At 69.2% G+C, this 18,309-nt stretch carries 15 protein-coding genes; 6 read left to right on the plus strand and 9 right to left on the minus strand.

Going from position 1 to position 18,309, the window contains the following annotated elements; translation table 11 throughout:
• The 5 genes from araA to E7T09_RS12540 are packed head-to-tail and all read left to right on the plus strand — an operon-like array spanning window position 1 to window position 7,304.
• On the plus strand, window positions 1-1,533 hold the full coding sequence (gene araA / locus E7T09_RS12520; protein ID WP_240741764.1) for an L-arabinose isomerase: 1,533 nt from the start codon (window positions 1-3) through the stop codon (window positions 1,531-1,533).
• Window positions 1,533-2,531, plus strand: a complete 999-nt coding sequence (locus E7T09_RS12525) for an arabinan endo-1,5-alpha-L-arabinosidase (protein WP_136389549.1) — start codon at window positions 1,533-1,535, stop codon at window positions 2,529-2,531. Before araA ends, E7T09_RS12525 begins: the two co-directional genes overlap by 1 nt.
• Window positions 2,532-3,566, plus strand: coding sequence for a zinc-binding dehydrogenase (locus E7T09_RS12530; protein ID WP_136389550.1), 1,035 nt, complete (start codon window positions 2,532-2,534; stop codon window positions 3,564-3,566).
• A complete protein-coding gene (locus E7T09_RS12535; RefSeq protein WP_136389551.1) occupies window positions 3,563-5,467 on the plus strand; it encodes a glycoside hydrolase family 127 protein in 1,905 nt (634 codons plus the stop codon). The genes E7T09_RS12530 and E7T09_RS12535 overlap by 4 nt, the downstream gene beginning before the upstream one ends.
• A 19-nt stretch (window positions 5,468-5,486) precedes the next feature.
• Window positions 5,487-7,304, plus strand: coding sequence for a glycoside hydrolase family 2 protein (locus tag E7T09_RS12540; RefSeq protein ID WP_136389552.1), 1,818 nt, complete (start codon window positions 5,487-5,489; stop codon window positions 7,302-7,304).
• An 80-nt stretch (window positions 7,305-7,384) separates the two neighbouring features.
• Here the strand turns inward: E7T09_RS12540 and E7T09_RS12545 are convergent, their stop codons facing one another.
• Complete coding sequence (locus tag E7T09_RS12545) at window positions 7,385-8,839, minus strand: MFS transporter (RefSeq protein ID WP_136389553.1); 1,455 nt, start codon at window positions 8,837-8,839, stop codon at window positions 7,385-7,387.
• Window positions 8,836-9,294: a MarR family winged helix-turn-helix transcriptional regulator gene (locus E7T09_RS12550; RefSeq protein ID WP_136389554.1), complete on the minus strand. Its 459-nt coding sequence runs from the start codon at window positions 9,292-9,294 to the stop codon at window positions 8,836-8,838. Before E7T09_RS12550 ends, E7T09_RS12545 begins: the two co-directional genes overlap by 4 nt.
• A 168-nt stretch (window positions 9,295-9,462) precedes the next feature.
• On the opposite strand from E7T09_RS12550, the gene E7T09_RS12555 reads away from it, so the two are divergent.
• Window positions 9,463-9,774, plus strand: a complete 312-nt coding sequence (locus E7T09_RS12555; RefSeq protein ID WP_136389555.1) for a hypothetical protein — start codon at window positions 9,463-9,465, stop codon at window positions 9,772-9,774.
• A 23-nt stretch (window positions 9,775-9,797) separates the two neighbouring features.
• On the opposite strand, the gene E7T09_RS12560 is transcribed toward E7T09_RS12555, so the two are convergent.
• From E7T09_RS12560 to E7T09_RS12590, 7 genes are read right to left on the minus strand one after another with little or no spacing between them, the layout of a single operon-like run.
• Complete coding sequence (locus E7T09_RS12560; protein WP_136389556.1) at window positions 9,798-10,448, minus strand: lactate utilization protein C; 651 nt, start codon at window positions 10,446-10,448, stop codon at window positions 9,798-9,800.
• Entirely contained in the window at window positions 10,445-11,890 is a 1,446-nt protein-coding gene (locus tag E7T09_RS12565; RefSeq protein WP_240741765.1) for a lactate utilization protein B, read from the minus strand. The genes E7T09_RS12560 and E7T09_RS12565 overlap by 4 nt, the downstream gene beginning before the upstream one ends.
• A complete protein-coding gene (locus tag E7T09_RS12570) occupies window positions 11,887-12,630 on the minus strand; it encodes a (Fe-S)-binding protein (RefSeq protein WP_136389558.1) in 744 nt (247 codons plus the stop codon). Before E7T09_RS12570 ends, E7T09_RS12565 begins: the two co-directional genes overlap by 4 nt.
• Window positions 12,627-14,075, minus strand: coding sequence for a rhamnulokinase family protein (locus E7T09_RS12575; RefSeq protein ID WP_136389559.1), 1,449 nt, complete (start codon window positions 14,073-14,075; stop codon window positions 12,627-12,629). The genes E7T09_RS12570 and E7T09_RS12575 overlap by 4 nt, the downstream gene beginning before the upstream one ends.
• Window positions 14,065-16,158 carry a bifunctional aldolase/short-chain dehydrogenase gene (locus E7T09_RS12580; protein ID WP_136389560.1) on the minus strand — a complete coding sequence of 698 codons (2,094 nt, stop codon included), beginning with the start codon at window positions 16,156-16,158 and terminating at the stop codon, window positions 14,065-14,067. The genes E7T09_RS12575 and E7T09_RS12580 overlap by 11 nt, the downstream gene beginning before the upstream one ends.
• 47 nt (window positions 16,159-16,205) lie before the next feature.
• The gene (rhaI, locus tag E7T09_RS12585; protein ID WP_136389561.1) at window positions 16,206-17,417 is read right to left on the minus strand and encodes an L-rhamnose isomerase; all 1,212 of its coding nucleotides are present in this window, start codon (window positions 17,415-17,417) and stop codon (window positions 16,206-16,208) included.
• Between the two features lie 23 nt (window positions 17,418-17,440).
• On the minus strand, window positions 17,441-18,217 hold the full coding sequence (locus tag E7T09_RS12590; protein ID WP_136389562.1) for a DeoR/GlpR family DNA-binding transcription regulator: 777 nt from the start codon (window positions 18,215-18,217) through the stop codon (window positions 17,441-17,443).
• Window positions 18,218-18,309: the final 92 nt, after the last annotated feature.

Below are 18,309 nucleotides of genomic sequence, written 5' to 3' on the forward strand. Positions count from 1 at the left end.
GTGCCCACCCAGAGTCCACCTGCCCTGATTCACCTCGACACCCCGGAACTGTGGTTCGTATGCGGCTCCCAGCACCTCTACGGCCCCGAGACCCTGGATCAGGTCGCCGACCATGCGACGCAGATTGCTGCTGCGCTCGACGGCAGCGCCGCCATCCCGCTGAAGATCGTCCCGAAGGGCGTGATGACCACCGCTGAGGAGATCCGGGCGCTGTGCCGGCAGGCCGATGCCGACCCCACATGCGCGGGCCTGATCCTGTGGATGCATACCTTCAGCCCCGCGAAGATGTGGATCGGTGGCCTGAGCAGCCTGACGAAGCCCTTCGCGCACCTGCACACGCAGTTCGACCGGGAACTGCCCTGGGACTCCATCGACATGGACTACATGAACCTCAACCAGTCCGCGCACGGTGACCGCGAGGCCGGGTTCCTGCACACCCGCCTGCGCCTGGAACGCAAGGTCGTGGTCGGGCACTGGAGTGACGAGGACGTGCACGCCCGGCTGGGCGCGTGGACGCGCGCCGCGTGGGCGTGGGCCGACTGGCAGGGCGCGAAGTTCGTGCGCTTCGGCGACAACATGCGCAACGTGGCGGTGACCGACGGCGACAAGGTCAGCGCCGAGATGAAGTTCGGCTTCAGCGTGAACACCCACGGCATCGGGGATCTGGTGGAGCGCGTGAACGCCGCCACGGACGCCGATGTGCAGGCGCTCATCGACACGTATCTCAAGGAATACGACGTGGCTGAGGAACTCCGGCCGGGCGGTGAACGGCACCAGTCGCTGCTGGACGGCGCGCGGATCGAGGCGGGCATGCGTGCCTTTCTGGACGAGGGCGGGTACCGGGGCTTCACGGATTCCTTCGAGGACCTGCACGGTCTGAAGCAGCTGCCGGGTCTCGCCACGCAGCGCCTGATGGCCGAGGGCTACGGCTTTGGCGGTGAGGGCGACTGGAAGACGCCGGCCCTGGTGCGCGCCATGAAGGTCATGGCACACGGCCTGGAGGGCGGCACGAGCTTCATGGAGGATTACACCTACCACCTGGAACCCGGCAAGCACCAGGTGCTGGGCTCGCACATGCTGGAGATCTGCCCGACCATCGCCGACGGGAAACCGCGCGTGGAAGTCCATCCGCTCGGCATCGGCGGGAAGGACGATCCGGTGCGCCTCGTGTTCGATGCCCAGCAGGGCGCGGCGATCAACGTGTCCCTGATCGACCTGGGCAGCCGCTTCCGGTTCATCGTGAACGAGGTGGACTCGGTGGAGCACCCGGCCCTGCCGAAGCTGCCGGTCGCGCGGGCCGTGTGGGAGTGCCGTCCGGACTTCAAGACCGCATGCGCGGCGTGGATCTACGCGGGCGGCGCCCACCATACCGGGTACTCGACGGCCGTCACGACCGAGATGATCGAGGACTTTGCCGCGATGGCCGGCGTGGAACTGGCGATCATCGACGCGAACACCGAACTGCGCGAGTTCCGCCAGTCCCTGCGCCTGAACGACCTGTACTACGTCCTGGCCCAGGGCCTGAGGGCGTAATGAAGGGCAAGCTCCTGGCCGTGCTCCTGCTCGCGTCCGCCGCCCTGGCCGGCGGGGGAGGCCCGCCCGTGCAGCCCGTCCTGAAGGGTGACACCCAGCTCCACGATCCCACCCTGCTGAAGGTCGGCGGCGGGTACGTGGCGATGGGCACCGGCATCGAGAACGTGGACGGCGGCACCCTGCGCCTGCGCACCTCGCCGGACGGCCTCACCTGGGCGGACGCGGGCACGCTGGGCGTCCGCATTCCGGACTGGATCTACGACCAGATCGGCACGCAGCCTCCGAACCTGTGGGCTCCGACGCTCTCCACGCACGGCGGCGTGACCTACCTGTACTACGCGGCGTCCGTGTTCGGCGAGAACACCAGCGTGATCGGCCTGTCCACGAACGCGAAACTCGACCCGGCGCACCCGGATCGCGGCTGGGTGGATCGCGGCCCGGTGCTGACCACGAAGAAGGGCGACTCTTTCAACGCCATCGACCCGTACCGCCTCGACACGCCCGACGGGAAGGCCTGGATGGTGTTCGGCTCGTACTGGACTGGCATCAAGCTGCGTGAACTCGATCCGGTCAGTGGCAAGCTCAGGGGCACGAAACAGTACGATCTCGCGTCTCGCGGCGGGGGAGCCGTGGAAGCCGCCACGCTGGTGCGGCACGGGAACCACTTCTACCTGTTCGTGTCCTTCGACCGCTGCTGCGCGGGCGTGGAGAGCACCTACCGGATCATGGTGGGCCGCTCCACAGCTATCACCGGACCGTACACCGACCGCGAGGGGGTGCCGATGATGCAGGGCGGCGGTACGCAGGTGCAGGCGACCAAAGGGCGCTACATCGGCCCCGGCGGTCAGGAGGTGTACACGGACGGCGCGGAGCAGCGCCTCGTGTACCACTACTACGACGGCAACCAGAATGGCGTGAGTCACTTCCAGACCGCCCACCTCGGCTGGGACGCGGACGGCTGGCCCGACCTGGGCGCGCTGCCGAACGGAGGAAACTGAATGGCGACGCAGACTGCCGCGATCATGCAGGGTGACCACCACATCGAGATCGGAGAAATCCCCCGGCCGGTGCCCGGCCCGGACGACGTGCTGATCCGTGTGGGCGCGAATTCTATCTGCGGCTCCGACCTGCACTACTGGCATGAGGGCAAGATCGGTTCGGCCGTCGTGAGTGGGGCCTTCACGCCCGGCCACGAGTTCGCGGGCACGGTCGTGGAGGGCAGCGGCGAGGCCCACGGCCTGCCGGACGGCACGCTGGTCGCCGTCGATCCGGCGCAGCCGTGCGGGCACTGCTTCTGGTGCCATGAAGGCAACCACCACCTGTGCCCGAACATGATCTTCGTGGGGGCGCCCCCCTACGCGGGCGCCATGGCGCAGTACATCGCCGTGCCCGCCAGCACCGTCTATCCGGTGCCGGAGGGCTTCACGGCCGCCCAGGCGGCGCTGCTGGAGCCGCTGGGCGTGGCCATGCACGCGCTGGACCTGGCGAAGCTGCGCCCCGGCACGAACCTCGCCATCCTGGGGGCGGGCACCATCGGCCTGTACGTGCTGATGCTCGCGCGGATCAGCGGGGCACTCACGCTGAGCGTGATCGATCCGCTGGCGTACCGCCGTGAGAAGGCCCTGGAACTCGGCGCGACCGCCGTCTACCCGGACGTCCCCAGCTACCTCGCGGCGGTGCAGCACACGCCCACGCGCGGAGCGGATGTGGTCGTGGAGGCCACCACCAGTCCCCTCGGACCACGCCATGCCACCGAGGCGGTGCGGATCGGTGGGAAGGTCATCCTGGTCGGCATTCCCGACGGGGACGAGTTCACGCTGACCGGCTCGCAGGTGCGCCGCAAGGGCCTGACCATCAAACTCTCGCGGCGCATGGGCGACATCTACCCGCGCGCCATCGAATTCGTCCGCTCCGGGCGCATTGACGTGACGGCCATCGTGACCCACACGCTGCCGCTCTCCCAGGTGCGGCCGGCCTTCGAAATGCTCGCCGACTATCAGGATCATGCCATCAAGGTGGTGCTCGAACCATGACAACCGTTGATCTGTCCCTGCCGCCCGCCCTCACGCAGGTCAGCCTGCACGACGCCTTCTGGTCGCCGCGCCTGGAAGCGAACCGCGCCTGCACCCTGCCGGCCCTGCACGACAAGCTGGTGGAGGTCGGTGCCCTCGACGCCTTCGACCTTCCCGAGTACGCCAAGCGGGGCATCACCATTCCCAAGAACCACCAGGTCACGCCGCAGATGTGGTGGGACAGCGACGTCGCCAAGTGGATCGAGGCCGCCAGCGCGTCCCTCGTCACTCACCCGGACGCCGCGCTCGACGCACAGATCGACGACGCCATCGCCCGGATCGCGGGCGCCCAGCAGCCGGACGGCTACCTGAACACCTACTTCACCGCCATCGAACCCGACAAGAAACTGACCAACGAGCGCGACTGGCACGAGCTGTACAACGCCGGACACCTGATCGAGGCGGCCGTCACGCACTTCCAGGCGACGGGGAAGACCTCGCTGCTGGACATCATGGAACGCTACTCGCGCTACCTGGCGGGCGTGTACGGCCCGAATCCGGGGCAGCGGCCCGGCTACCCCGGCCACCAGGAGATCGAACTCGCGCTGCTGCGCCTGTACCACGCGACCGGACGGCGGGAGCACCTGGACTTCGCGCGGTACTTCCTCGATCAGCGTGGCCAGCAGCCCCCGTATTTCGAGACGGAGGCCCTGGCGCGCGGCGACAACCCCCAGGACTTCTGGGCGGGCACTTACGAGTACATGCAGGCGCACCAGCCCGTGCGCGAGCAGTCGCAGGTGGTGGGGCACGCCGTGCGCGCCATGTACCAGTACGCCGCGATGGCGGACCTGGCCGCCGCCGACGGAGACGCTGACCTCCGCGCCGCGTGCGAGCGGCTGTGGGACGACCTGACCCGGCACAGCCTGTACCTCACGGGCGGCCTGGGGCCCTCGGCCAGCAACGAGGGCATGACGCGCCCGTACGACCTCCCGAACGACACCGCGTACGCTGAGACCTGCGCCGCCGTGGGTCTGGCCTTCTGGGCGCGGCGCATGGCCGCCCTGACCGGCGACGCGAAGTACGCGGACGTGATGGAGCGGGCGCTGTACAACAACGTCCTGAGCGGCGTGTCCCTCTCGGGCGACCGCTTCCTGTACGAGAACCCGCTGGAGTCCGACGGCACGCACCGCCGCTGGGCGTGGCACCCCTGCCCGTGCTGCCCGCCGAACCTCGCGCGGCTGCTCGCGTCGCTCGGCGAATACGTGTACGCCGTGAGCACACAGGAAGTCACGGTGAACCTGTACGCGGGCAGCACTCTGCGCGCCGACGTGGGCGGCCAGCACCTCACCCTGACGCAGGAGAGCGCGTACCCGTGGCGCGGCGACATCCACCTCAGCGTGGAACTCGACGCGCCCGCAACTTTCACGGTGCGCCTGCGGATTCCCGCGTGGGCGCAGGGCGCGACCCTGAGCGTGAACGGGGAGCCGCAGACCGTGACTCCGGACCAGGGCTACGCCGTCCTCACGCGCGGGTGGCGCAGCGGCGACCGCATCGACCTCACGCTGCCGCTGCTGCCCCGGCGCACGTATGCCCACCCCGCCGTGCGGCAGGACGCCGGTCTGGTCGCGCTGGAGTACGGCCCGTTGGTGTACTGCGTGGAGGGTGTCGATCAGGACGCCGACCTGCACGCCCTGAGTCTCGCGCGCGACTCGGCCCTGAGCGCCCGCTTCGACCCGGACCTGCTGGGCGGCGTGACCGTGATCGAGGGCGAGGCAGTGGCAGACGCCATCGGCGGGTACGACCTGTACACCTCCTCGCCTCCGGAGACCCGCCCGGCCCACCTGAAGGCCATTCCCTACGCCGTGTGGGACAACCGCGAGCCGACGCCCATGCGGGTCTGGCTGCGCGAAACGGCCCGCTGATTCCCTGCAAGGAGCTCCGATGACCTACCCCCGACCCCAGCTGAAACGCGCCGCGTGGCGTGACCTGAGCGGCCCCTGGGCCTGCGCCTTCACCGACGCCCGCACCCCGGCCCGCGTGACTTTCGACCAGCAGATCACCGTGCCGTATGCGCCCGAATCGCCCCGCAGCGGCCTGAACGACCCCACGCCGCATCCGGTCACGTGGTACCGCCACGACCTGACCCTGAACGCCGACGAGACGCCCGCGGAGGGCGAGCGGTTGCTGCTGCATTTCGGCGCGGTGGACTGGGACGCCCAGGTGTGGGTGAACGGCCACTGGGTCGGCGGCCACCAGGGCGGGTACACGCCCTTTGCGCTCGACATCACCGACGCGCTGGACGGGCCGGAACTGCGCGTGGAGGTGCGGGCGGCCGACGACCACGCCGACATGGGCCAGCCGCGTGGCAAGCAGGACTGGCTGCCGGAGGGCACCGGGCACGGCATCTGGTACCCGCGCACCAGCGGCATCTGGCAGTCCGTGTGGCTGGAGCGCGTGCCCGCCGTCCGGCTGCTGGGTGTGCGCTGGACACCGGACGTGGCGAGCCTCTCCCTTACGCTGACCGCAACGGTCTCGCCGGAAGCGGTCGGCGGCCGCCTCGCCCTCAAGCTGTCGATGAACGGCGACATCCTTGCGGATGAGGCGTATACCCTGACCGGCACGACCCTCACACGCACGGTCAGCCTGCCCGATCCCGGTATCGACGACGCGCGCGACCTGCTGCTGTGGACCCCCGAGCACCCCCAGCTGATCGACGCGACGCTGACCATCACGGACGCGTCGGGCACCGTGCAGGACACGGTGGAAAGCTATACGGCGCTGCGCAGTGTCGGTCAGGACGGTGGGCATTTCCTGCTGAACGGCCGCCCGTATTACCTCCGGCTGGCGCTCGACCAGGGCTACTGGCCCGAGGGCGGCATGACGGCCACCAGCGAGGAACTGCGCGCCGACGTGGAAATTGCGCGCAAACTCGGTTTCAACGGCGTGCGCAAGCACCAGAAGATCGAGAGCCCCACATGGCTGGAATGGTGTGACCGCGTGGGTCTGCTGGTGTGGGAGGAACTGCCCAGCGCGTACGCCTTCACGCCTAGGAGCGTGTCTCAGCTCACGAACACCTGGCTGGAGGCCATCGAACGCGATTACTCACACCCGTGCATCGTGGCGTGGGTTCCGTTCAACGAGAGCTGGGGCGTGCCGGACCTGCCCCTGAAGCCCGAGCAGCAGCAGCTCGTGCAGGGCCTGTATTCCCTGACCCGTAGCCTGGACACCACGCGCCCCGCCATCGGCAACGACGGCTGGGAGCACGTGGTCGGTGACCTGCTGACCATCCACGATTACGCCGCCGATCCCCAGGTGATCCTGAGCCGCTACGGTCGGCGGGACGTGCTGGGCACCACGCTCGAGGACTACCGTTCGGCCGGCCGCCGCCTGACCCTGCCCGGGTACGACCCGGCCGGCAAACCCGTGATCCTCAGTGAGTTCGGCGGCATTGCCTTCAACGTGGACGGCACCCAGGGCTGGGGCTACAGCGAGGCGACCGACGAGGCGGGCTTCCAGGCCCGCTACGAGGCGCTGATGGCCGCCATCCACGACTGCACCCTGCTCGCGGGCTTCTGCTACACGCAGCTGACCGACACGTACCAGGAGATCAACGGCCTGACCAGCCTGGCCCGCGATCCCAAGGCCGACGTGACTGCCTTGAGTGCGGCCACGCGCGGTAAACCCGTCGACGCCGGGAACCCGTTGGGCTACCACCGACGCTGGCTGGCCCGGCTGGACACAGAACCCGTGCCCGGCTGACCGTTCCGAGCCAGACAACGGGGAAGGGCAGGCGTCGCTGAAACGCCTGCCCTTCCCCGTTGGTGGTGAGTCGTATCCGCTCAGTCGGCGGCCTGCGGCACGGTGCTCACCGGGCGCGGCGCGGGGATCGCGGAGGCGAGCGCGGCGCTCACGGCACTCAGGCCCGTCAGCATCCAGAACGCAGTCTTCAGGCCGTCGATAAACGGAGTGAGGGTGGCGGCGGGCAGGTTGCTGCTCAGGCCGCTGAACACCTGCAGCATCACATCACGCGGCACGGCACTCACCACGATACTCAGCGTGAAGATGATGGCGATCACGCCGCCCACGCTCATGAGCAGGCTGCGGATGCCGGCGGCCACGCCCCGCCGATCCGGCGCGACGCTGCCCATGATCAGGCTGGAGTTCGGGGAGTTGAACAGGCCGTTGCCGACGCCCGCCACAAACATCAGGGCGGCGATCAGCCAGTACGGCGTGCTCAGGCTGAGGCTCATGGCGATCCCGGCCAGCGCGAGTGTGCCGAGCACCAGCCCCCACTGGATCAGCGTCCGGGGATCCATGCGGTCGGACAGGCGGCCCGCGATGGGCGACGCGATCAGCAGGCCCACGGCGACCGGCGCGAGCATGATCCCGGCGACCACGGCGTCGATGCCCTTGCCGCCCTGGAAGTAGAAGACGAACAGGAAGGTCAGGGCCATGCGCGACACGGCATTCAGGAACACGGTGGCGTTGTTCAGCGTGAAAGCCCGGTCGCGGAACAGCCGCAGGTCAAGCATGGGGGCCTTAACGCGGCCCTCGATGGCCGTGAACAGCGCCAGTGCGGCCACACCCACCACCAGGTAGCCGATCACGCCGTTCCACGATTCGATGCCGCCCTGCGACAGCCCGATCATCAGCAGCGCGAAGCCGGCGGCGTAGGTTACGTTGCCCCACCAGTCGAACCGGTCTCCGAGATCCCGTTTGCTGGCCAGGTCACGCAGGGTGAAGGCCGCCCACAGCGTGCCGATGATCCCCAGCGGCACGTTGAACCAGAAGACCCACTGCCAGCCGAGTGCGGTCAGCGCTCCGCCGATGATCGGCCCCAGGATCGCGCCGACCGCGACCATCATCTGGTTCGTGCCGATGGCAAACCCCAGTTCCTTCTTCGGGAAGGCGTCGGTGACGATGGCGCTGGAGTTGGCGAGCATGAACGCCCCGCCAACGCCCTGGAGGGCGCGCAGCGCGATCAGGAGCGGCACATGGCTGGTGAAGCCCGCGAGCAGCGAGGCCAGTGTGAACACGCCGAAGCCCAGCACGTACAGCCGTTTGCGGCCCAGCATGTCCGACAGCCGGCCGACGTTCAGCACGAACACGGTCTGCGTGACGTTGTACGCCAGCAGAATCCAGATCAGGCTCAGCAGGGTGGTGTGCAGGTCGCGCAGCAGCGTGGGCAGCGCGATGATCAGCGTGCCGGAGTTCATGGACGCCATCAGCGCGCCCAGGCTGGTCACGCTCAGGGCCAGCCACTTGTAGCTGAATTTCTCGTGCAGGGTGCTCATGCGTTCACCACGTCCTTGACGCTGAGGTGCCGTTCGAGTTTGTTCAGCACACCGAGGGTCTGGGTGATCTCGTCGGGGGTCAGGTCGCTGAACAGGGCTTGCAGGTGCGTGTGCATCTGCGGCACCACGCGGTGCAGGCGTTCCTCGCCGGCCGGGGTCAGGTGCAGCGTCAGGGAGCGGCGGTCTTCGCCGCGTTCGCGGGTGAGCAGGCCGTCCTGTTCGAGCCGGTCGATGATGCCGGTCAGGTTGCCGGGCGTGACGCCGATCCGGTCGGCGATCTCGCCGGGGCTGCGCGGCTGGCCGGAGAGCTGCCGCAGCACCCGGAACTGCGGGGTGGTGAGGTCGAAGTCGGCCATGCGGGCGGTCACGCGACGGTTCAGCACGGTGTACACGCGGTCGAGATCGACCCACAGGCGAACGGCCGGGGGTCGGATGGGGGTGGGTGCATCGCTCATGCAGATAGTATAAGCCTAAACTATATAGAGTTAAAGTCTTGGCCGGGCAGCGGCGCCTGGTGGAGTCATGCACTGGCCGCCAGAGGGTCGTGGCCGCCCTGCTAACGGACTGCTCACGCCCCCTCGGGCACACTCCAGGGGTCAGTCCCCCGCCATGGAGGTTCCACCATGCACCCGTTGTCCCCCTCCCACGCTGGCCCCGCCGTGCCCTGCACCTGGCTGACGGATCGGCTTCCCCTGCTCCACCGCGTCACCGGCCGCTTCCAAACCATCTGGGCGCTGCACGCTGCGGGCCACCCGGACGACAGCGTGGCCGCGCACCTCCAGGTGCCTTCCGCCACTGTGACCAGTGCAGTGCGGAGTCTCTACCGAGCTCTGGCCATCGATCCTGACGACGGGGAACTCGCCCGCGTCCAGGCAGCGCAGCTCTACCGCGCTCTGAGCGCCACCCGGACGGGCCGACCGTCAGACCAGAGCTGAACGGGACACTGCGTGGGAACGGTTCAGCCCCGACCGCGCCAGGCGGGGCCGTCCACCACGATCACCTGCAACCGACGTGGCCCGTGCACGCCCTCCACGCGCACGAGTTCGATGTCGCTGGTGGCACTCCCCCCGCTGATCCACGTGAGGGGCCGTCCTGCCCGCACGGCCGCTGCAACGGCCTGAACGCCATCCAGCACGTCCGGCACGATCTGATCGGCACGGATGATGCACACGTGCAGATCCGGCACCAGGGTGAGCACGCGGCGGCCCTGGCCGGGGCCGTGGTCGAGGATGATCGTGCCCGTCGTGGCGACCGCCACCGCGCAGCCCGTGACCACGGCGTCCGCGCCGTCCAGTTCCGCGTGCGTCAGGAATGGCTCGTCCCGCCGCACGTCCAGCCCGTCCGGCAGCCAGACCGCGTCCAGCCCGCCCGGCACCACCACCCGGCGGGCGCCCCCCAGGGCTGTCCGGACGGCCTCCAGCAGCCCTGGCGGCGCGACCCGGACGAACCCGGCCCGGTAATCCTCGATCCGATCCTGAAAGGTGTGAAGCACCTCCTCGCGGGTCTGCGCAGCGGCGCGCGGATACGGCGGCCGCTCCGGCGTCTGCGCTCCCTCCTTCGCCCGGTTAATGCGGGTCAGCACCTCCAGCCTCGCCTCGGCGGTGCTCACGGCTGTCCCCCCTCGCTCCCGGCCCCCGGTTCGGCGTTCCTCGTTCTCCACCACTCCCGGAAACTCTGCGGGGGGAAGGCGCTGAGGTCGCGGCTCTGCGTCCAGCCGCCCAGCAGGCCCGGCAACGCCGTGATCTGCCCGTTCCGCACCAGCGGCCCCTGCCCCAGCCGCGCGAGCTTCACGGCGCCCTCGAAGCGCCAGCCCTCGCTCATGGCATAGCGCATGCCCTGCATGGCCAGGGATTCCAACGTCACGCCCTTCTGATCGTTCGCCTCGCCGCGCAGGTAGATCAAGACCTGCGGAATGTTGATCCGCACCGGGCAGGCGTCGTAGCACGCGCCGCACAGGCTGGACGCGCCCGGCAGCGTGTTCGCGTTCTTATCCGTCATGTTCAGCAGTTGCGGCGTGAGGATCGCGCCGATCGGGCCGGGATACACGCTGCCGTAGGCGTGGCCGCCCGCCCGCTCGTACACCGGGCACACGTTCAGGCACGCCGAGCAGCGGATGCAGCGCAGCGTCTGCCGCCCGACCTCGTCCGCCAGCACGTCCGTGCGCCCGTTGTCCAGCAGGATCAGGTGGAATTCCTGCGGGCCGTCGCCGGGCGTCACGCCACTCCAGAACGAGGTGTACGGATTCATGCGTTCCGCCGTGCTGGAGCGGGGCAAGACCTCCATGAACACGGAGATGTCCTCCCACGTCTGCAACACCTTCTCGATGCCCATGATGCTGACCAGCACCTCCGGCAACGTCACGCACATGCGGCCGTTCCCCTCGGATTCCACCACGCACACGGTGCCCGTCTCCGCGACGGCGAAGTTCGCGCCGGACACCGCCATCTTCGTCGTCAGGAACTTCTGCCGCAGGTAGCGCCGCGCCGCGCCCGCCAGCACCGCCGGCTCGTCCGAGAGGTGCTGCGGGTCGCCCAGCTCGCGGTTGAACAGCGCCTGGATCTCCGCACGGTTGCGGTGGATGGCCGGCACCAGGATGTGGCTGGGCGTGTCGTGCGAGAGCTGCACGATCAGCTCGGCCAAGTCGGTTTCGATGGCGTGAATGCCGTGCGCGTCCAGAGCGGCGTTCAGTTCGATCTCGTCGGACGTGATGCTCTTGACCTTGATGAGTTCCGTGACCTGATGGGCCTGCGCGATCTGCGCGACCAGTTCCCGCGCCTCGGCCGCGTCGCGCGCCCAGTGCACCCGCCCGCCGCGCGCCACCACGCTCGCCTCCAGCTCCAGCAGCCGGTCGCTCAGGTTGGCCAGCGAGGCGTCCTTCGTGGCCGCCCCCAGTTGCCGCAGCTCCTCCCAGTGCGGCAGTTCCTCCACCGCCCGCAGGCGCTTCTCGCGAATAGTGTTGGTCACCTTCCGCAGGTTGGCGCGGAGCTGCGGGTTGCCCACGGCCTCGCGGGCCGCCTCAGGAAAGGGCCTGGACGGGTGGAGGCCGCTCACGCCCACACCTTCGCCTCGGTGCTCGCCAGGATCTCGGCCAGATGCACGGTTCTCGCCCCGCTCCGCAGCCGGTGCAGCCCGCCGCCGATGTGCATCAGGCAGGAATTGTCGCCGGCGGTGCAGGCTTCCGCGCCCGTCTCCAGGATGTGGCGGGCCTTGTCGGCCAGCATGGCGGTGCTCACGTCCGGGTTCTTCACGCTGAAGGTGCCGCCGAAGCCGCAGCACTCGTCGGCGTGCGGCAGTTCCAGCAGGGTCAGGCCCCGCACGTTCCTCAGCAGTTGCAGGGGTGCGTCGCCCACGTGCAGCGAGCGCATGGCGTGGCAGGTGGGATGGTACGTGACGCGGTGCGGATAGGCCGCGCCCACGTCGGTCACCCCGAGTTTCTTCACCAGGAATTCGCTCAGTTCGAAGATGCGCCCGGAAAGGGCCCGCACCTCGTCGCGCAGGGCCTCGTCGCCCTCCCAGTGGGCGGCGTCCGGGGCGAGTTCGCGCAGCATGGCGGCGCACGACCCGCTGGGCAGCACGATCACCTCGGCGTCCCGGAAGTCGTCCACGAACTTGCGCACGAGGCTCAGGGCGTCAGTGCGGTAGCCGGTGTTCAGGTGCATCTGCCCGCAGCAGGTCTGCGCGGCATTGAAGCGCACCTCATGGCCCAGCCGCTCGAGCAGGGCGACGGTCGCCTGCCCGGTCTGCGGGAACAGCGCGTCGTTCAGGCAGGTGATGAACAGATCGATTTTCAACGGGTCACCTCCGGCCCAGTCTGCCGCGCGGCGGGCCGGGATGGGGCGGGCGTGAAGGTCTGGAGTTCCCCCGACGCCCGGACGACCTCCCGGATGGACGTGCCGTTCAGGGCGTCACCTGCGCGCGCCTGAACCAGCAGATTCCCGATCAGGGTCGCCTCGACCGGCCCCGCGATCACGGGGCGGCCCGTGGCGTCGGCGGTGAGCTGGTTCAGCAGGTCGCCCTGCGAGCCGCCGCCGACCACGTGCAGGGTGTGGATGGCCGTGCCGGTCACCGCCTCCAGGCCGTCCAGCACCTCGGCGATCCGGTACGCGAGGCTGTCCAGCACGCAGCGGATGATCTCCGGCGGCGACTGCGGCACCGGCTGTCCGGTCTCGCGGCAGTACGACTGCACGCGCTGTGGCATGTCCGTGCCCGGCGCCAGAAAACGTGCGTCGTCCGGGTCGATCCGGGGGCCACCGGCGGGCAGGCCGGCGGCGTCCGCGTACAGGGCCGCGAAGTCTGCGTTCCACGCGCGGCGGCATTCCTGCACGATCCACAGGCCCATCACGTTCTTCAGCAGGCGGGTGGTGCCGCCGATCCCGGCCTCGTTCGTGAGGTTCAGGTCACGCGCCGCGTCTGTCAGTACGGGCTGCGGCGACTCCACGCCGACCAGGCTCCACGTGCCGCTGGACACGTACGCCCAGCCGCCCTCGCCCGTGGCGGGCACGGCGGCTACGGCCGACGCGGTGTCGTGCGTGGCCGGGGCGATCACGCGCGTGCCGCTCAGGCCGGTCTCGGCGGCCACCTCGGGCCGCAGTCCTCCCAGATCGGTGCCAGGCTCCACGATGCGCGGCAGCAGCGACCGGGGAATCCCGGCGGCGTTCACCAGCGACCACGCCCAATCCTGCGTTTGTGGATCGTAGAACTGCGTGGTGCTCGCGTTCGTGCGCTCGGTCACGCGCGCGCCGCACAGCCAGAAGTGCAGCAGATCCGGCACCAGCAGCAGCACGTCCGCCTGCGCCAGCCGTTCCGGGCGTTCGGCGGCCAGCTGGTACAGCGTGTTGAACGGCAGGAACTGGATACCGGTCGCGCCATAGATCACGTTGTCGCCCAGCCGCGCGCGGACGCGTTCCATCACGCCGTTCAGGCGCGGGCTGCGGTAGTGGTGCACGCCCCCCAGTAGCTCGCTGTGCCCGTCCAGCAGGCCATAATCGACCGCCCAGGAGTTCACGCCGATGCTGGCGACCTCGCCGCACTGACCGGCGAGTTTGAGGCCCTGGAGCACCTCGCGCCACAGGCCCAGGATGTCCCAGTACAGGCCGCCCGCCACGGGCACGCCGCCGTTCGGGAAGCGGTGCAGCACCTCGACCGTCAGGCGACCGCCGGCGACCGTCCCCAGTGCCACCCGCCCGCTGGACGCCCCGAGGTCGATGGCGACATGCCGGGTGGGTTCAGCGGACATACGCGGTGGGTACGCCGCCGTCCACGGTGATCACGCCGCCGGTGGTCTTCGCGGCGGCCGGGGACGCCAGCCAGTAGGTGGCCTCCGCGATGTCCTCTGGGAGCACGTTCACCTTCAGGGTCGTGCGGGCGCGGTAGAACTCCTCGAGCTTGTCCGGCGCGATGCCGTACGTGGCCGCCCGCTCGGCCCGCCACTTGCCGTCCCAGATGCTGCTCCCGGCCAGGATGCCGTCGGGCAGCACGGAATTCACGCGGATACCGGCCGCACCGCCCTCCTCCGCCAGGCAGCGCGCGAGGTGCAGTTCCGCCGCCTTCGCGGTGCTGTAGGCCGCCGCGTTCTTCCCGGCCGCCACGCTGTTCTTGCTGCCGATGAACACCAGATTCCCGCCGGTGCCCTGCGACTTCATCAGGATGAACGCCTCGCGCGCCACCAGGAAATAGCCGGTCGAGAGGATGCTCTGGTTGCGGTTCCACATCTCCAGGCTGGTCTCCTCGATGGGCGCGCTGGACGCGATCCCGGCGTTGTTCACGGCGATGTCCACGCCGCCGTAGCTCAGGATGGCGTGCCGGTACGCGGCCTGCACCTGCGCCTCCTCGGTGACGTTCATGCCGGTGCTGGTGGCCCGGCGGAAGCCGCGCGCCTTCGTCAGTTCATCTGCCACGGTCTGCCCGCCGTCCGCGTTCAGGTCGGCGATCACGATGTGCGCGCCGTCGGCCGACAGCCGCTGCGCGATGGCCCGGCCGATCCCGCTGGCCGCGCCCGTGACCAGCGCCACGTGCCCTTCCAGGGCCTTCGGCGCGGGCTTCAGGCTCAGCTTGTACAGTTCCAGCGGCCAGTACTCGATGGCGTAACTTTCCGGGGCGCTGAGGCTCACGAAGCCGCCGAGGCTGCTGGCGGACTTCATGACCTGAATGGCGCGCGTGTACAGCTGCCGGGAGACTTCCGCGCCCATGGCGTCCGGGCCACTGTTCACCATGCCCAGGCCCGGAATGAGCACCACACGCGGCGCGGGCGTGAACATCACGTCACCGTCCGTCCTGTTCTCGTCGAAGTACGCGGCGTATTCGGTCTTGAAGCGTTCCACGCCCGCCCTCGCCGCCGCGATCAGCGCGTCCTGGCCCTGCTCGGGCGTCCAGTCGAGGTACAGCGGCACCCGCTTGGTATGCACGAGGTGATCCGGGCACGCCGCGCCCACCTGCGACAGGTCGGCGGCCGCGCGCGAGTTCACGAACTCCATCACGGGCGCGCTCGTGTCCACACTCAGGATCACCGGACGGCTGTTCGGTGTGCTGGCCTTCATCGCGCCGCGCAGCACGGGCAGCACGGCGGCCAGCAGCGCGTCGGCGTTCTCCATCACACCCTGCACCTTCGCCCCGCCAAAGGGCTGCGCCTCGGCGTGCGCGTCCAGGTAGGCCTGCGCTTCCCCGATGATCCGGAGCGTCTTGTCGTAGCTCTCCTTGGACGTGTCGCCCCAGGTCACCAGGCCGTGCTTGCCCATCACGACGGCCTCCAGCCCCGGGTTGTTCCGCACCGCTGCGCCGATCTGCTGGCTCAGGGTGAAGCCGGGGCGGATGTAGTCCACCCACGCGGCCCGCTCGCCGTAGATCTCGCGCATGATCTCCGGCCCACGCGGCGTGCAGGCGATTGCGATGATCGCGTCCGGGTGCGTGTGATCCACGTGTTTGGCGGGCACGAAGGCGTGCAGCAGCGTCTCGATGCTCTGCCGGGGTCTGCCGACCTCGAAGGCCGTGCGGTCGAGATACGCGGTCATCTCCTCGTCGGTCATGCTCGGCCGGTCGAAGAGGGGCAGCACCTCGTCCAGCTTCAGGCCCGCGAAGCCCTTCTCGGTGATGCTGGCGATGTCACTGCCGGAGCCCTTGACCCACAGCACCGTCACGTCCCGGCCCAAGTGGTCCTTCTCCACGCTCTTGGTGCTGGTGTTCCCGCCGTAGATGTTCACGAGCGTCCGGTCGGCCCCCAGCAGGTTCGAGCGGTAGGTGAGCGACGCCAGTCCGTCGCCCTGCGGGGCCTCGGCATCGTTCCAGCGGTTGGCAATGGTCGTCTTGGGCTGTGTGGTCGTCATGGTGGGGGCTCCTGTGGAGTGGACGTGGGAGAAGCGGGCGGGGCGGGTCAGAGGGAGAGGGTCTTCTCCTTGACGGGGTACCCGCCGCCGCCCTGCGCGGTGCCGCGTTCGCGGGCGACTGTTGCCTGATACCCGCTGGCGCGGTGTGCGGCGATGGGATCGGCCGGCAGGCTGTGCGCCTCGCGCCACTCGGCCAGCAGCGGGCGGACGTCGGTCTTGAAGGCATCGGTCAGCGTGCGGTGCGCGGCCAGGACATCCCCGGCCTGCTGGGCGGCCTTCAGCGCCTCCCAGTCGATCAGCAGGGCCTTGGCGTACGCCTCCTGGCAGTTCAGCACCGACTGGAGCATGGCCTCGACCTTGGGTTCGATGTTGTGGCTCTGGTCGATCATGTACGCGACCTGCGCGGCGGTGGTCTGCGTGATCTGATCGTCTGCGTGTTCGGCTGCCACGAGTTCCGCGTAGATGCTGAACAACTCGAAGGGGTTGCTGGTGCCCACGATCAGGTCGTCGTCCGCGTAGCGCCGCGCGTTGAAGTGGAAACCGCCCAGCCGGCCTTCGTCGAGCAGGAAGGCCACGATCTGCTCGATGTTCACGCCCTGCGCGTGGTGCCCCAGATCCACCAGCACCTGCGCCTTCTCGCCGATGGCGACGCAGTGCGCGTACGCCGCGCCCCAGTCGAACAGGTCCGTGGCGTAGAAGGCGGGCTCGAACAGCTTGTACTCCACCAGCATCCTCGCGCCGTCCGGCAGGGCGTCATGGACGCGCCTCAATGCGGCGCGCATGGCGTGCTTGCGGCGGCGCAGGTCGTCCTGCCCGGCGTAGTTGGTGCCGTCCGCGAACCACAGGCTCAGGTCGCGGCTGCCCGTCTGGTTCATGACCTCCACGCAGTCCAGCAGGTGCTGGGTGGCCTGTTCCCGCACCGCCTCGTCGGGGTGGGTGACGCTGCCGAGTTTGTACACGTCGTCCTGAAAGACGTTGGGGTTGATCGCGCCGATGCTTATGCCACGGGACTCTGCGGAGCGCTTCAGCTCTGCGTACTCCTCGACCTCGTCCCAGGGGATGTGCAGGGCGACGCTGGGGGCGATGCCGGTCAGGCGGTGCACCTCGGCGGCGTCGTCGATCTTCTCGTACACATCCCGGGCCGCGCCGGGGGCCGCGAAGGTCTTGAAGCGCGTGCCGGAGTTGCCGTAGCCCCAGCTGGGCGTCTCGATGCGTTGCCGGCTCAGGGCGGCGTTCAGGGGATCGGTCAGGTGCGTCATGCGTCTCCTTGCAGGCGGTCGGGTTACGGGGCCACGATGAGCTGGATGTCGTCGGTGTCGAGGCCGGTGCGGACGTCGTCGCCGGGGTCGTCGTCGGTGATCAGGGTGTTCACGTCGGCGTGCGTGGCGATGGTCGCCAGGGCGCGGCGGCCGAACTTGCTGTGATCCACCAGCGCCACCACGCTGCTGCCGGAGCGGATCAGGGCCTGCTTGCTGCCCACCTCCGGCAGGTGTGGATCGGTGAAGCCCGCGCCGGGCGCGTAGCCCTTGGCGCTGAAGAACACCAGATCCGGGTGCAGCCGCGCCAGCGTGTCCAGAAAGAAGGCCCCCACGAACGAGCGTGCCGGGGCGTGGAAGTTGCCGCCGACCATCAGGAAGGGCACGCCGCCGGCCGCCAGCACGTTCGCGGCGTCGAGCGAACACGCGATGGCCTGCACCTTGCGGGTGGGCAGCAACCGGGCCAGGGCGAGGCTGGTGGTACTGGCGTCCAGCGCGACGGTGTCGCCGTCCTGGATGAGATTTAGGGCGGCGCGGGCGATCCGCTCCTTGGCCTCGACATTCTGTCCGGCGCGCAACTGCTGCGAGAGTTCCTCGCTGGTGCGGTCGAGGAGCTGGGCGCCACCGTGGGTCCGCAGCAGCTTGCCCTGTTCGCACAGCGCGTCGATGTCGCGCCGGACCGTCATTTCATGCACGCCCAGTTCGGCGGCCAGCTCCTTGATCCGCACGACCTTATGGGTCAGTGCGCGGCGCAGGATGTCCTGCTGCCTCCCCGGCAGGAGGCCCATGACTTCGTTGGACATGCCCAAATCCTAACACGATTCGAACAAAATATGACAAGGTCTTGCAATGTTCTGTGGGATGGTGTTCAATGCGGGCAGTCATTCCCTGACCT

It is taken from the genome of Deinococcus sp. KSM4-11 (assembly GCF_004801415.1).
Lineage (GTDB): Bacteria > Deinococcota > Deinococci > Deinococcales > Deinococcaceae > Deinococcus.